15 protein-coding genes and 1 other annotated feature are annotated in these 13,737 nt (G+C 37.4%); of the genes, 12 read left to right on the top strand and 3 right to left on the bottom strand.

Annotated elements, in window-relative coordinates:
- Positions 1 to 5: 5 nt before the first annotated feature.
- The 7 genes from JF73_RS05610 (at position 6) to JF73_RS05580 (ending at position 5,733) form a co-directional block, all read left to right on the top strand.
- A complete protein-coding gene (locus tag JF73_RS05610) occupies positions 6 to 647 on the top strand; it encodes a nicotinate-nucleotide adenylyltransferase (protein WP_046327312.1) in 642 nt (213 codons plus the stop codon).
- The gene (gene yqeK / locus JF73_RS05605; protein WP_046327311.1) at positions 640 to 1,236 is read left to right on the top strand and encodes a bis(5'-nucleosyl)-tetraphosphatase (symmetrical) YqeK; all 597 of its coding nucleotides are present in this window, start codon (positions 640 to 642) and stop codon (positions 1,234 to 1,236) included. Before JF73_RS05610 ends, yqeK begins: the two co-directional genes overlap by 8 nt.
- 8 nt (positions 1,237 to 1,244) lie before the next feature.
- Positions 1,245 to 1,592 (top strand): ribosome silencing factor, encoded by a 348-nt coding sequence (rsfS, locus tag JF73_RS05600; protein ID WP_038523274.1) that lies wholly within the window; start codon positions 1,245 to 1,247, stop codon positions 1,590 to 1,592.
- A gap of 6 nt (positions 1,593 to 1,598) precedes the next feature.
- Positions 1,599 to 2,753, top strand: a complete 1,155-nt coding sequence (locus JF73_RS05595; protein WP_046327310.1) for a nucleotidyltransferase — start codon at positions 1,599 to 1,601, stop codon at positions 2,751 to 2,753.
- A gap of 1 nt (position 2,754) precedes the next feature.
- Positions 2,755 to 3,327, top strand: coding sequence for a DUF177 domain-containing protein (locus JF73_RS05590; RefSeq protein ID WP_046327309.1), 573 nt, complete (start codon positions 2,755 to 2,757; stop codon positions 3,325 to 3,327).
- A gap of 137 nt (positions 3,328 to 3,464) precedes the next feature.
- Entirely contained in the window at positions 3,465 to 4,178 is a 714-nt protein-coding gene (locus JF73_RS05585; protein WP_038523265.1) for a response regulator transcription factor, read from the top strand.
- On the top strand, positions 4,156 to 5,733 hold the full coding sequence (locus JF73_RS05580; protein WP_143435086.1) for a HAMP domain-containing sensor histidine kinase: 1,578 nt from the start codon (positions 4,156 to 4,158) through the stop codon (positions 5,731 to 5,733). The genes JF73_RS05585 and JF73_RS05580 overlap by 23 nt, the downstream gene beginning before the upstream one ends.
- Positions 5,734 to 5,791: 58 nt before the next feature.
- Here JF73_RS05580 and yidC read toward each other — a convergent pair whose 3' ends face one another.
- A complete protein-coding gene (gene yidC / locus JF73_RS05575; protein WP_046327307.1) occupies positions 5,792 to 6,751 on the bottom strand; it encodes a membrane protein insertase YidC in 960 nt (319 codons plus the stop codon).
- 33 nt (positions 6,752 to 6,784) lie between these two features.
- A complete protein-coding gene (locus JF73_RS05570; RefSeq protein ID WP_046327306.1) occupies positions 6,785 to 7,117 on the bottom strand; it encodes an acylphosphatase in 333 nt (110 codons plus the stop codon).
- Positions 7,118 to 7,210: 93 nt separating this feature from the next.
- On the opposite strand from JF73_RS05570, the gene JF73_RS05565 reads away from it, so the two are divergent.
- The 5 genes from JF73_RS05565 to greA all read left to right on the top strand — a co-directional run bounded on the left by JF73_RS05565 (position 7,211) and on the right by greA (position 12,721).
- Positions 7,211 to 7,981: a TrmH family RNA methyltransferase gene (locus JF73_RS05565; RefSeq protein WP_046327305.1), complete on the top strand. Its 771-nt coding sequence runs from the start codon at positions 7,211 to 7,213 to the stop codon at positions 7,979 to 7,981.
- A gap of 79 nt (positions 7,982 to 8,060) precedes the next feature.
- Positions 8,061 to 8,411 (top strand): winged helix-turn-helix transcriptional regulator, encoded by a 351-nt coding sequence (locus tag JF73_RS05560; protein WP_038523253.1) that lies wholly within the window; start codon positions 8,061 to 8,063, stop codon positions 8,409 to 8,411.
- 47 nt (positions 8,412 to 8,458) lie between these two features.
- Positions 8,459 to 8,661 (top strand) — a binding site (T-box leader).
- Between the two features lie 39 nt (positions 8,662 to 8,700).
- Complete coding sequence (gene pheS, locus JF73_RS05555) at positions 8,701 to 9,750, top strand: phenylalanine--tRNA ligase subunit alpha (RefSeq protein WP_046327304.1); 1,050 nt, start codon at positions 8,701 to 8,703, stop codon at positions 9,748 to 9,750.
- Complete coding sequence (pheT, locus tag JF73_RS05550; protein ID WP_046327303.1) at positions 9,750 to 12,167, top strand: phenylalanine--tRNA ligase subunit beta; 2,418 nt, start codon at positions 9,750 to 9,752, stop codon at positions 12,165 to 12,167. Before pheS ends, pheT begins: the two co-directional genes overlap by 1 nt.
- Positions 12,168 to 12,244: 77 nt before the next feature.
- Complete coding sequence (gene greA / locus JF73_RS05545) at positions 12,245 to 12,721, top strand: transcription elongation factor GreA (RefSeq protein WP_038523243.1); 477 nt, start codon at positions 12,245 to 12,247, stop codon at positions 12,719 to 12,721.
- 97 nt (positions 12,722 to 12,818) lie between these two features.
- Here the strand turns inward: greA and JF73_RS05540 are convergent, their stop codons facing one another.
- A complete protein-coding gene (locus tag JF73_RS05540) occupies positions 12,819 to 13,733 on the bottom strand; it encodes an N-acetylglucosamine kinase (RefSeq protein WP_046327302.1) in 915 nt (304 codons plus the stop codon).
- Positions 13,734 to 13,737: the final 4 nt, after the last annotated feature.

The following is a 13,737-nucleotide window of genomic DNA, read 5'->3' as shown; positions in this document are numbered from 1 at the left end:
ATATAATGATCGCTATTGCAAAAAATTATCAAAAAACACCTACAGTGGCTGTAGCTGAAGAAAAATTAGCACCCCAGAAAGGTCGTCAAATTGGTATTTTTGGTGGGACTTTTAACCCAATTCATATTGGTCATTTAATAGTGGCTGAACAAGTACTAACCAAATTGCATTTGGATGAAATTTGGTTTATCCCTACTAATGTGCCACCTTTAAAAGATGAGCCAATTGCGTCTGCGCAAGATCGTGCAAATATGCTTGAATTAGGAACTCAAGACAACCCTCGGTTTCAAGTGAAATTATTCGAATTATACCGTGGAGGCGTTTCCTATACGATTGACACTTTGAGATATTTGCATGAAACTCAACCCGAAAATCATTATTATTTAATTATGGGCAGTGATCAGGTTAATAATTTAAATGAATGGAAGGAACCAACCAAGCTAGCACAATTAGCTACACTAGTGGGAGTTCAAAGAGCAGGTTATCCTCAAAAAGCAAAACTGCCAATGATTTGGGTTGATATTCCTGAAATTGAAGTTAGTTCTACACTAATTAGGCAGACAATTACAATTGGTGGTTCAATTAGGTATTTAGTACCTGATACAGTCAGAAATTATATTCAGAAAAAAGGTCTATATCATGAGTGATTTATTTTTTGCAAAAACCTATTCTCCTCTAAGCAGTGCTGAAATAATTGCTAGAGAGCAAAGCAACATGACAGCTGACCGCTTTGAACATTGCGTTGGTGTCAGTCAAACAGCAGTTAGATTGGCTGAACTTAATCATTATGATCAGGATAAAGCGGCTTTGGCCGGCTTTGTTCACGATTATGCCAAGCAGGTTCCTGTTTCTGAATACCGTGAAGTAATTAAAACTCAAGGTTTTGATCAAGATTTATTAAATTGGAACCGGAGCATTTGGCATGGAATTGTTGGTGTTTATTTTATTCAACGTGATTTAAAAATTAATGATGAGGAAATCTTAACGGCTGTAAGCAGACATACTACCGCTGACGTTGAGATGACAACTTTGGACAAAATTGTGTATATGGCAGATTTTATTGAACCCGGCAGATCATTTCCCGGAGTTGAAGAAGCGCGTAAGATAACTTATGCTAATCTTAATGAAGGTGTCGGTTACCAATTAGCACATACCCTTGAATTTTTAATTGAAAAAAGGAATAAGATTTATCCACGAACTTTAAATGCTTACAATGTTTGGAGTATAAAAAAATAAGGAGAAAAATGACTAGTAAAGAAATATTAAGTTTTACCTTAAAAGCAATTAGTGATCGTCACGGTGAAAATACAGCTGCTTTTGATATGCAAGGGCATAGTATTTTAGCTGATTATTATGTTGTCACCAGTGCCGGATCAAATAGACAGTTACATGCTATAGCTAACGCGATCATAGATGAAGCTCATAAAGCGGATTATTATGACTACCGCGTTGAGGGTACGAGCGAATCAAATTGGCTTTTACTTGATTTAGGTGATGTTGTAGTGAATGTTTTTACCGAAGAAGCCAGAGATTTTTATAATGTAGAAAAACTGTGGGCCAACGGTAAAAAATTGGAATTAGAGGAAGACTAACTGACCATGAGTGTTGTAGGGATCATCGCGGAATATAATCCCTTCCATAGTGGGCATGAATTTCTGATGAATCAGGCGCGCTATATAGCTGGAAATAAAGACCCAATAGTTGTGATCATGTCCGGTAACTATGTCCAACGAGGCGAAATGGCAATCATGGATAAATGGACTCGGGCGCAGGCTGCTCTTGAAAGCGGCGCTGACCTAGTATTCGAATTGCCGTTTTCAACTTCCGTTGAGCCGGCTGACTTGTTTGCTCTTGGCAGCATTGATCAACTAGCTAAAGTCGGGGTTACCGATCTAATCTTTGGTGTTGAAGATGCTACGCAAAACTTTGCTTATTTGGGTAGTAAAATTGCTGAAATACCTCAAAGTCACATGGATTTTAATGATTACAGTCAAACATACTCAACTCAGTATAATCAAATGGTGGCACGTGAGGTTGGACATGAGGTAAATGAGCCTAATGCTATTTTGGCACTTGCGTATGCTGTAGCTAATCATAATTTAGGTACACCGCTAGTTTTACACCCAATTAATCGTATTGGAGCAGGACATGATGATGTTTTGCAAAATAACAAGGTTGTTCAAAGTGCCAGTGCAATTCGTAATTTAATTCTGCACAATGAAAATAATTGTACGTTAGAACAATGGCTGCCGAAAAAAGAGGTACAGCTGCTTTTTAAGCAAAAAGCTTATCCTAATTGGAATCTATTGTTTCCATTTCTTAAATATCGGCTTGAATCTTCTTCTTTAGAAGATTTGCAGCAAGTTTACCAAATGAGCGAAGGACTTGAGTATAAAATGAAACATGAAATTCATAACGCACAATCGTTTACCGAATTTTTACGTATGATCAAGTCTAAAAGATATACTTATTCTCGTCTGCGCCGGCTTAGTCTGTATACGCTATTAAATGTGACTCAAGATGATATGGTTAACAGCTTTAACCATGAATCGCTGCTCCTTTTAGGTTATAGCAAACTAGGACGAAAGTATCTTAAGAAAATTAGAAAAGATACGACTGCGGACGTGATTTCTAAAGTTGATCAAAAAAACACTAAAAGTGGATCGCTGAATTTGCAAATACGTGTTGATCGTTTCTATGAACAATTGATGCAAGTTGATCAAAACTTTGGTCGCAAGCCGCTGGAGGTTTAAAATGTTAACACTTAATTTTGCTCAGATTAAAAATAGTAAAGAGCCATTGACTCATATTGAGTGTGAAGTGCAACCAGAAAAAGAATTTCTAAAGCGTAGCCAGAATTTAGTTTATCAGGTAAAAAATATTAAGCTATCTGGAGCTGTCTTTTATAATCAGCCCTATGTTACAGGGGATTTCCACGTTGTAGCCCAGCTAGTTGTCCCTTCCAGTCGCAGTCTAGAACCGGTTGATTTCCAAGAAGACTTTCACTTTAGCGAGAATTATACTGATACTGATGTGGCAAAAGAGGAGAGTGCTGAAAGCGAGATCCCCATTGTCAAGGTAGAAAATGAAATTATTGATTTGCAAAAGGCGATTGAAGATAATATTTTATTACACATTCCGACAACGATTTTAACTAAAAAAGAGAAGCAGGAGAATCTTTATCCTCGAGGAAAAGGCTGGTCGGTAATTTCTGAAGATGATTTCGTTAAAGAGCAAAAAGAACAAGTTAATCCCGCCTTTGCTAAATTAAAAGATTTGTTTACGGAAAATAATAAAAACTTGAATAATGAAAATAAAAATAATTAAATAAGTTATGAGATCAGTATTGTTGAAATGCTGGTTTTTAATCTTGTTTTAAAAGCATTTTTAAAGTATGCTTTAATTGTTGATTAAGATATGAATTAAATAAACCGAAATTAAATTTTAAAAAAGGATGAACAAAAATGGCAAGAATATTAATTGTTGAAGATGAAAAGAATTTGGCTCGCTTCGTTGAATTGGAATTAAAGCATGAAAAATATGACACAGTTGTCGAAAGTAATGGCCGCAAGGCACTGGACTTAGCTTTAAAAGAAGATTTTGATGCAATTTTATTGGACTTGATGCTGCCTGATCTGAATGGATTAGAAATTGCTCGTAGAGTGCGCCAAGTTAAAAGTACACCAATCATTATGATGACGGCTCGGGATTCAGTCATCGATCGGGTTTCCGGCCTTGATCATGGTGCCGATGATTATATCGTTAAACCTTTTGCCATTGAAGAACTGCTAGCTCGTTTACGTGCAGTTTTACGTCGTGTCAAGATTGAAAAAGATGCTTCCGATGATTCAGTTGAGAAGAAAGTAGTTAAATTTAAAGACCTTACCATTGAAACTGCAAACAGAATTGTTCGTCGTGGTGATGGTAAAGCCGTTGATTTAACTAAACGTGAGTACAATTTGCTAATGACATTAATTAAGAATAAGAATAATGTTGTTAGCCGTGACCAGTTATTATCAAAGATTTGGGGCCCAGGTTCAAATATCGAAACAAACGTGGTAGAAGTATATGTTCGTTATCTGAGAAACAAGATTGATGTTCCAGGCAAACAATCTTATATTAAGACGGTTCGTGGAACTGGGTATATGGTAAGAGATGAGGATGATGAAAAGAAATAAAAAGAAAAACAAAAAAGAGACCAAACATTCGTCACTTGTTGTACGGTGGGTAAGCGTCGTTGCATTGACGATCATGGTCTCTTTTATTGTTTTTTCATTCATAATTTATTCATTCATTGGTCAGCAATCAATGGGGCAGCAAAAAGAGACCTCAAATGAAATTGTTTCTAAACTCAATAGTACTTTGAATAGAATACCAACTCAATTAGAAATCTCTAATGTTGTACCCGCATTAACTCCCTCTACTAGAGAAGTTTTAAAGGGCAATCCGCCAATTAGTTCGGATCAGCCCAATAGGAGTGCTTTTAATGACGATCTTTTGTCGTCTTTAACTAATCGTGATCTAAACGTGGTAGTTTATAATCTGCGTAAAGAAGACGTTTTTGATAATGGCAGTGCAATTCCGCCTTTTAAAAAAATTAAAGGTGATCATCAGGTAGTTCATGTTTTTAAACATCGCCGTGAAGAATTGATTACATATCAAAAAGTTCGGTCGGCCCGTTCAGGCAAAGTCACTGGCTATATAGTTGTGGCAAACAAAATGACTTACTATAACGGGTTGATGAAAAATCTGCTTAAATGGATGGCGCGAATTTCTGTTGCTGCAATAATCTTTTTCACTTTAGTAGCGTTTATAATCGTACGTGACATTGTGAAACCAATAAAAGAAATGTCGCATGTTGCTTTGGAAGTAAATGATGATCCTAATAGTACTATCAGGATCAGAGATTTTCACCGGCACGATGAATTACAAGAATTAGCTGTTTCCTTTAATCAAATGCTTGATCGCATGCAGCGTTATATTGACCAGCAAAAAGAATTTGTGGGCGATGTTTCTCACGAGCTCCGGACCCCAGTAGCTGTAATTGAGGGGCACTTGAGTATGTTAAAGCGCTGGGGAAAAGATGACCCGCAAATTTTAGACGAGTCAATCGATGCCTCACTGCAGGAAGCAAAGAGAATGCAGCACTTAATTCAAGAAATGTTGGACTTAACGCGTGCAGAACAAATTAATGTGCAATATCCTTATGCAGTTACTAAAGTTTCTGAAGTCCTGAAACGTGTTGTTGGTGATATGTCACTAGTTCACAAAGATTTTACAATCAGATTAGACATGGACGATTTGCCAGCTGATACTGAAATTCAGATTTACCAGGGACATTTAGAGCAGCTGTTGGTAATTTTAATAGATAACGGCGTTAAATACTCTACCGATCGTAAAGAAATGAATGTTTCAGCCGGATTATCCCAAGATGAGGTCCATATTATAGTCCAAGACTTTGGTGAAGGCATTTCAAAAGAAGAACAAGGCAAAATTTTTAATCGCTTTTATCGGGTTGATAAAGCACGCACTCGTGAAAAAGGCGGTAATGGTTTAGGTCTATCAATAGCTCAAAAGCTTGTAACTAGTTATCACGGTAACATAAGTGTCGACTCTGTTGAAGGTCAGGGAAGCCAATTTATCATGGTCTTTCCTGCACTGTCTGAGTCCCAGGCAAAAAAACTACGCCAGCGCGAAGAAAATGAACAAGCCTCAAAAGAGCAAAAAGAATAACAAAAAGACCTTTAAGTCGATGATCACGACTTAAAGGTCTTTTGCTTAGCGCTCATAATTATGGACGTTTTTGCTGTTTGCCTTTATTACGATTGCGGAGATTTTCATGTAATTCTTTAGTCTGTTCAGATTGAGCTGGGCTAGCAGCTTGATTATTAATCAATTCAGCGACTTTCTCTTTAGTAGCGACTTGGGTCATAGGTTCCCGTTTTAATTCTTCATCAACCTCTTTTTTAACTTTAGGCATGATAATAAATGTTACAATCAATTGCTGAATAACGGAAAAGAAGTTTCCGGCTGCCCAGTATAGGGTTACCGAACCTGAAACAGATAGGCAAATAAAGAGAGTCATAATGGGATTCATTAAAATCATTGACTGCATTTGCTTTTTCTGTTCTTTAGGGATGCCCACTAAGGAAATATAGCCTTGCAAGAAAGCAAAGATTGTTGCAAAAATCGTTACTAAAACCGATCTGTTACTTAATGAAATTCCAAAAAAGCTGGAACTGGCTAATGTATTGGAATACATCACAGCATCATAAATTCCCAGCATGATTGGGAATTGGATAATTAACGGTAGGCAACCCATTCCACCGGTTAAAGAAATGTTGTTTTGGGAATAAAGCTGACGTTGCCATCCTGCCACAGTCATTTGCTGCTCCTGGGTTAGGTCTTTGCGTTTCATCGTCTCTTGGATCAACTTCATCTGCGGTTGCAGTCTTGCCATTTTTTCTTGTTGTGTTGTGGCTTTTCTTTGCTGGTTAAGCATTAGTGGTAAAAGTACCATTCTGACTACGAAGGTCATCAGGATAATAGCCCAACCTGCACCATTTTCCCCACCGATTACGTGAGAAAAATAGAGCATAATGTTTTGTAAAGGCTTGCCGATAAACTTGTAAATTGTGCCATAAAGAAAATCCGTAGGCGGCTTTCTGCCATTTTGAGCACAGGCAGTAACAATTAACATTACCGCCAAACAAACTATAATCAATCCAATATATTTACGAAATTTTTTCATTCAATTCACCCAATTATTATTTTTTGCCAATAACTAATATAATACATGAAAACCACTCATTTTGGCTACATTTGACAGCTTTTCTTTTTTGATGTTTGATATTCTAGCAAACGGTGAAATGTTTTGGGGCAGTTCAGAGCAAAACTGATTGACTTGGTTTAAGCCCGCTTGCAAAGTAATTGTGACCGTTTCATCGTTATTATTACGGACATTGCCTGCAATCTTCATTTGCTGGGCCAAATTTAATACACTCCAGCGAAAGCCAACACCTTGAACAATGCCCGATACAGTTAGCTGCCAAGTCTCTGCGGAATTTTTTTGAGAAGTATTTTTGTTTTCCTGTTTGTGTCGCTTAAAAAATCCCATAATAGTCCTTTCTTACATTGCTTTCTTGATTTTAACATTTTATTTGGTTGAAATTAAAACAATATATTAATTAAGATGAAAGAAGCTGATTTAATGTCAAAAAAAATAAGTTCTGTCAATAATAATGTTATTAAGAATTTAGCTAAATTAAAGCAAAAAAAATACCGTGAAAAAACTGGTTTATATTTAATTGAGGGCTTTCATCTTGTTGAAGAAGCATTGAAAGCTGGGGAAAAATTTATCTATCTTTTGGGTACTGAGGAGGCTTTACTGCACCTGGCGAAAAAGTTTTCCATTAATCTGGAAAGTAAAAATGTGCTTGAAATTAATACTCTCGTTGCCAGTCATCTTACAAGTACAAAAAATTCGCAGGATATTTTTATGATCCTCAAGATTTCACAACCACAAAATTATCATTTTAATTTCGGTAAATGGGTTCTACTGGATCATCTGGCTGACCCCGGTAATGTGGGAACTATTGTCAGAACAGTTGATGCGGCAGGCTTTGATGGCGTTGTGCTTGCACCGGAAAGCGTTGATATTTATAATCCTAAAACTCAACGAGCAATGCAGGGCAGTCAATTCCATATTAATTTAATCATGGAAAATTTACCAACTGTTATAAAAGAAATGCAAGACAATGCAATTCCTGTGTATGCTAGTTTATTAGATCAAAATGCCAAACAGTTACCCGAGTTTGAAAAAGTACCGCAAGTAGGCATTGTTATTGGCAACGAAGCTCATGGTGTTACTACAGAAATAGCAAAACTAAGTAATGAAAAGTTATATATTCCTATCAAGGGCCAAGCCGAGTCATTAAATGCGGCAGTCGCAGCAGGGATAATCATTTATTACTTCTCCTAGACGATTATACTTGTTTTTAGTAAGTATATTTAATATAATAAAAGGCGAAATAAACACTTTGTTGTGGGAGGACGGTATCATGACTCAAGGTATTAAGGAAAAACGCTGTGCGGATTGCGGTGCTCCTGATTATGAATCTTGCAAACATTTCATTAACGCGTTTAAAATTATCGGTAAAAAATGGAATGGACTAATTATTAGTTCGCTTTGTGCCGGAGATTATATGCGCTTTAAGGACTTAGCTCGTTGTGTTATGGCTTGCTCAGATCGTGTTTTGGTTGAAAGACTGAAAGAACTTGAAAAGGAAGATATTGTAGAGCGCTCAGTTGATGATAAAACCAAAATTATTTCTTATGGTTTGACCAAAAAGGGAGAGGAATTAAAGCCTGTTTTTGATCAAATTCATACCTGGGCAGATAAATGGGTATAAATTTCGTATGCACTTGCAAGTTTTTGAGAAATGATATATTCTAGTAACTAATTACAAAGAGTAAGACTAGTAGCAGCAATCATTTAATCAGAGAAACTTTTTTATTGAGCTGAGAGAAAAGTTTAAACGGAACTGTGAATTTCATCTTATTAGTAGAATCTAATCCATTCCGGTATTCACCGTTAGCGAAATTCAAAGTGTGGACATTTTTGTCCAAACTAGGGTGGTACCGCGAAGCTTCGTCCCTTTTGGGATGAAGCTTTTTTGTTTGATTTGAAAGGAAAGAATAATGGACTTATTTGACAGATTAAAAGAGCTCCGTGAAAAAGGTCTAGTTGAGATCGACAAAGCTAAGAATGAGAAAATGTTAAATGATGTTCGGGTCAAATTAACTGGACGTAAAAGTGAATTGACTCAAATTCTGCATTCTATGAAGGATATTGATCCCAGTGACAGACGTGAAGTTGGTCAACGCGTTAATAAGTTGCGTGACCTTTTCAATAATAAACTTGATGATGCTAAGAATGAAATAGTAGAGGCTTTAGTTGAAGAGCAATTAGCTAAAGAAAAAATTGACGTTACATTGCCAGGACGTGAGCTGCACCATGGAACAAAGCATCCTATTAATATTATTTTGGATGATCTTGAAAAATACTTTATCGGCATGGGTTATGAAGTAGTTCAAGGGCCAGAGATTGAAACTGATCATTATTGTTTTGAAATGATGAACTTGCCCAAAGACCACCCAGCAAGGGATATGCAAGAAACCTTTTATATTGATTCTGAAGATTTATTGCGTACTCAAACTTCAGGAGACCAAGCACGCGTTTTGGAAAAGCATGATTTTGCTAAAGGCCCTTTGAAAATGGTTGGGCCGGGTAAAGTTTATCGGCGCGATGATGATGATGCCACTCACTCACACCAATTTATGCAAATGGAAGGTCTGGTAGTGGACAAGAACATTACGATGGGTGATTTGAAGGGAACTTTAGAACTGATGGCCAAGCACACTTTTGGTCAAGACCGTGAAACCCGCTTGCGTCCTAGTTACTTTCCTTTTACCGAGCCATCTGTAGAAATGGACGTTTCCTGCTTTAATTGCGATGGCAAGGGCTGCTCCATTTGTAAGTATACCGGCTGGATTGAAGTCTTAGGAGCTGGAATGGTCCACCCTAATGTTTTAAAAAATGCTGGTGTTGATCCTAATGTATACGGTGGTTTTGCCTTTGGCGTGGGATTAGACCGCTTTGCCATTCTTAAATACGGTATTGATGATATTCGTGATTTCTATACTAACGATGTTCGCTTCTTAGAACAATTCAGCAAGGAGGAGAGATAATGCTTGTCTCATATAATTGGTTAAAGGATTTTATTGAGTTAGACCAAGATCCTAAGGATTTGGCTGAAAAAATAACGCGTACAGGTGTTGAAGTAGCAGAAGTTAAACATCCCCAAGAGGGTATGACAAAGCTGGTTGTAGGTCATATTATTGATTGTGAGCCGATAGCTGGTACGCACCTGAATATTACTCATGTTGATGTTGGCGCTGAAGAACCCCATCAGATTGTTTGTGGAGCCCCCAATGTTGCTGCTGGAGAAGATGTGGTTGTGGCTTTGCCCGGTGCCCGAATCGCTGATAACGTTAAAATTAAAAAAAGTAAATTACGCGGTACTGAATCAAATGGGATGATCTGTGGTTTACAAGAAATTGGCTTCCCTGATAACGTAGTGCCTGAAAAATACTCTGACGGCATCTTTGTTTTCCCCAAAAATGCAGACATCAAACCAGGACAATCTGCATTTGAGCTTTTAGGGATGGATGATTATATCTTTGATTTTGACATTACCCCTAACCGTGCAGACACTTTATCTATGGAAGGTTCGGCTTATGAAGTTGGTGCTATTACTGATACACCAGTCAAAGTTGAAGATGTAACCCTTAAAGAAGTTGGTCCGGATTGGACTAACGATTTTACAGTAGACGTTGATCCGAAGCTGGCACCCAAATTTTACTTACGCAAAATTAGTAATGTCAAAATTGGTGATAGCCCTCTTTGGCTTCAAAGACGGCTGTGGAATGCGGGCATTAGACCAATTAATAATGTTGTCGATGTTACGAACTATATTATGCTTTTAACTGGTCAGCCAATGCACAGTTATGATGCTCGTGCTTTTAATACAAATAAGTTGGTTGTTAGGAAAGCTGCTAAAGATGAAAAGCTGACTTTGTTAAATAATAAAGAAGTTAATCTTGACCCTAACGACATCGTAATCACTAACGGTGAAGACGTAGTAATGATGGCTGGAGTTATGGGTGGTCTTAATTCAGAAATAGAAGCTGATACCACGGATGTTTTGTTAGAGTCTGCTATTTTTGATCCTGCCTTAATTAGAAAAGCTGCTTTGCGTCACGCTAATCGGACAGAAGCATCTAGTCGTTATGAAAAGGGCGTTAACTGGGATGCAACAACTAGAGCCTTAGATATGGCAGCTTTACTTCTACGAAACGATGCTGCTGGAGAGATCAATGAGGGTGTCATTACCGGTAGTGCTGAAAAGCGGCAGCCTGTTCAAATCAAAACAACTATTTCTTATATTAATAAAGTATTGGGTACTGCGATTTCTCCAATGGAAATTGCCGCCATTTTTGCCCGTCTGAACTTTAAAGTTGAAATTAATCATGATGATTTAATTGTAGATGTTCCTGCGCGTCGCTGGGACATTGCTATTCCAGCTGATTTAGTGGAAGAAGTAGGGCGCTTATATGGCTATGACAATATTAAATCAACTCAGCCAGTGCTGGCAGAAACACATGGTGGCTATTCTAAAGTTGAAGAAACTATTAGGCGCATAAAAAATATCGTTCAAGGACAAGGCTTAATAGAAGCTATCTCCTATTCTTTAACTTCTCCAGAAAAAGCAATAGCCTTCACAAAGAAACCTAAAAAACTGGTTAAAATTCAAATGCCTTTAAATTCCAATCGGTCAGCTTTAAGACAAAATTTAATGACAGGTTTGGTTGATGCCGCCAGCTATAATATGGCACGTAAGCAAAATCAATTAGCAATGTTTGAGCAGGGCCGCGTTTATGATTTTGAGAATAATACTTATAATGAGCACGAACATCTTGCTACTTTGTATAGTGGCAATGTTTATTTTGAAAACTGGCAACATGATAATGAAAAAATTGATTTTTACTATGTTAAAGGGCAACTGACCAATTTATTCTTAGCTTTGGGAATTGATTTGAAAGATGTTGAATATAAAGCTGAAATAGTAGTGCATATGCATCCTACTAGAACCGCAGGCATTTACATTAAAGGTAATTATGTAGGCATGATTGGCATGATTGGTCGTGCGGTAACAGATTTGAGCAAAGCCATGCGGGGCAGTGAGCTTTACGGATACGAATTAGATCTTGAAACCCTGGTACCATTAATCATAAATCCTCATACCACAGCACAAACTGCACCGAAGTTCCCTGCTGTTGAACGTGATCTCTCAATCTTAGTAGATCAGGAAATTACAAACCAAGCTGTTGAAGATGTTATCAAAGCAAATGGTGGTAAATATCTCAATAGCTTGCGTATTATAGATGTCTATCATGGTTCTCATATTGCTGAGAACAAAAAGAGTTTTGCTTATCGTTTAATTTTCCTAAATGAAAATGACACTCTAACAGATGAAACTGTTTCCAAAGCTATGAACTCAATTAATAGTGCCTTGGAAGAGCACCTGAAAGCGGAAATACGTTAATAGTTGACTTTAAACAATTAAGTTAATATCATATACCAGTGCAAAAGGAATTTTAACTTTAAGGAGCAGAAAATTTTATGCCTGAAAAATCATATCCAATGACTGCTGAAGGTAAAGAAAAGCTAGAGGCAGAATTAAAAAATTTAAAAGTAGTAAAAAGACCAGAAGTAATTGAAAGAATTAAGGTTGCCCGCTCTTATGGTGACTTGTCTGAAAACTCCGAATACGATGCAGCTAAGGATGAACAAAGTCATTTAGAGGATCGTATTAGCGTTGTTGAAGAAATGCTTAAGTATGCTCATGTCGTTGATGCTAATGCTAGTGATCCAGATGAAGTAGCTGTAGGTAAGACAGTTACCTATACTGAAGTGGGCGAAGACGAGCCGGAAACTTACACTATTGTTGGTAGTGATGAATCTGATCCAATGAATGGCAAGATTTCTAATGATTCACCAATTGCTCAAGCAATTTTGGGCAAGAAAAAGGGCGAAACTGTGACTATTTCGACACCTGGCGGTAAATTTGACGTAGTTATTAATAAAGTTGAAGAATAACACAGTCAGATAAGCAGATTTGCTCTAGTTAAGTAACAAGTAAAAGACCAGAATTTTGTTAAAAAGCAAAATTCTGGTCTTTATTTATTCTAAAAAATTAATGACTAGTGAAATAGCGGTAATCTTTACTTCTATCAAAAACTACTCCGCGGGCATTTTCACCATTGGAAATCGAAAATTGTGCGTGTGGATATTTCGCATGAACTTTATTCTCCAAGAAATCACGTAACATGCCATTGTTAGCTAAGACGGAACCGGTCAGTGCAATTTTCATTGGCTTAGGTTCATCATATCTGTCCATACCGATGATAATATCTCTTGCAAGTAATTCAGCTTGCTCCTTGATCACAGCTATGGCAAAATTATTGCCTTTGTCTGCCAATTTTGCCACTTCTACTGCCATTGAGGCAAAATCCGCATTGCTGGTTTTATAAAATTTAGCAGTTGCGTCAGTCAAATTGTCTACTTTAAAAAGTTGGTTAAAAAGGGAAATCAACTCGTTATCTTCTCGTTTATCCCAACTGAGTAAAGCAGATTTTAATGCGGAAAGTGCGATTGCATAACCCGAACCTTCATCTCCTAATATGGAGCCATAGCCACCAGTTGTGATTATCCTGCCTTTTTGCAAGCCATTAAAGACAGAACCCGTGCCGGCAATAACAAGACCCCCGTCTTCTCCTTCCAGACCATTATATAATGCCAGAAGTGAATCTGTAATTGCTCTAGTAGGTAAATTTTCGGCTTTAGCAGAAATTTCAGCAGCTACTTCAGGTGCATGTCCAATGACAGATAAGCCAGCCATACCACAAAGTATTCTTTGGCAGTCACCATCAATTTGGTCTATTAATTTATTAATCGCTTCAGTAATATTTGAAATTGCGCTGGTATAATTTGTGTTTACTTGGCCAGGACCGGCTTGAGAACGCTCTATTTCTTCACCGTTAAGATCATAGGCAATAGCAGTAGTATGCGTTCCCCCGGCATCAACGCCAATCTGATATTTAAGTGTCATAATC

Origin of the sequence: Lactobacillus helsingborgensis (genome assembly GCF_000970855.1) — a bacterium.
In the GTDB taxonomy this organism is placed as follows: domain Bacteria; phylum Bacillota; class Bacilli; order Lactobacillales; family Lactobacillaceae; genus Lactobacillus; species Lactobacillus helsingborgensis.
Note: the sequence above shows the minus strand (reverse complement) of the source record. Positions and strands in the feature narration are given on the sequence as shown.

Excerpts from the sequence above, each read along its gene's own strand:
- JF73_RS05610 (WP_046327312.1), top strand. The coding sequence starts at position 6 with ATGATCGCTATTGCAAAAAATTATCAAAAAACACCTACAGTGGCTGTA.
- yqeK (WP_046327311.1), top strand. The coding sequence starts at position 640 with ATGAGTGATTTATTTTTTGCAAAAACCTATTCTCCTCTAAGCAGTGCT.
- rsfS (WP_038523274.1), top strand. The coding sequence starts at position 1,245 with ATGACTAGTAAAGAAATATTAAGTTTTACCTTAAAAGCAATTAGTGAT.
- JF73_RS05595 (WP_046327310.1), top strand. The coding sequence starts at position 1,599 with ATGAGTGTTGTAGGGATCATCGCGGAATATAATCCCTTCCATAGTGGG.
- JF73_RS05590 (WP_046327309.1), top strand. The coding sequence starts at position 2,755 with ATGTTAACACTTAATTTTGCTCAGATTAAAAATAGTAAAGAGCCATTG.
- JF73_RS05585 (WP_038523265.1), top strand. The coding sequence starts at position 3,465 with ATGGCAAGAATATTAATTGTTGAAGATGAAAAGAATTTGGCTCGCTTC.
- JF73_RS05580 (WP_143435086.1), top strand. The coding sequence starts at position 4,156 with ATGAGGATGATGAAAAGAAATAAAAAGAAAAACAAAAAAGAGACCAAA.
- yidC (WP_046327307.1), bottom strand. The coding sequence starts at position 6,751 with ATGAAAAAATTTCGTAAATATATTGGATTGATTATAGTTTGTTTGGCG.
- JF73_RS05570 (WP_046327306.1), bottom strand. The coding sequence starts at position 7,117 with ATGGGATTTTTTAAGCGACACAAACAGGAAAACAAAAATACTTCTCAA.
- JF73_RS05565 (WP_046327305.1), top strand. The coding sequence starts at position 7,211 with ATGTCAAAAAAAATAAGTTCTGTCAATAATAATGTTATTAAGAATTTA.
- JF73_RS05560 (WP_038523253.1), top strand. The coding sequence starts at position 8,061 with ATGACTCAAGGTATTAAGGAAAAACGCTGTGCGGATTGCGGTGCTCCT.
- pheS (WP_046327304.1), top strand. The coding sequence starts at position 8,701 with ATGGACTTATTTGACAGATTAAAAGAGCTCCGTGAAAAAGGTCTAGTT.
- pheT (WP_046327303.1), top strand. The coding sequence starts at position 9,750 with ATGCTTGTCTCATATAATTGGTTAAAGGATTTTATTGAGTTAGACCAA.
- greA (WP_038523243.1), top strand. The coding sequence starts at position 12,245 with ATGCCTGAAAAATCATATCCAATGACTGCTGAAGGTAAAGAAAAGCTA.
- JF73_RS05540 (WP_046327302.1), bottom strand. The coding sequence starts at position 13,733 with ATGACACTTAAATATCAGATTGGCGTTGATGCCGGGGGAACGCATACT.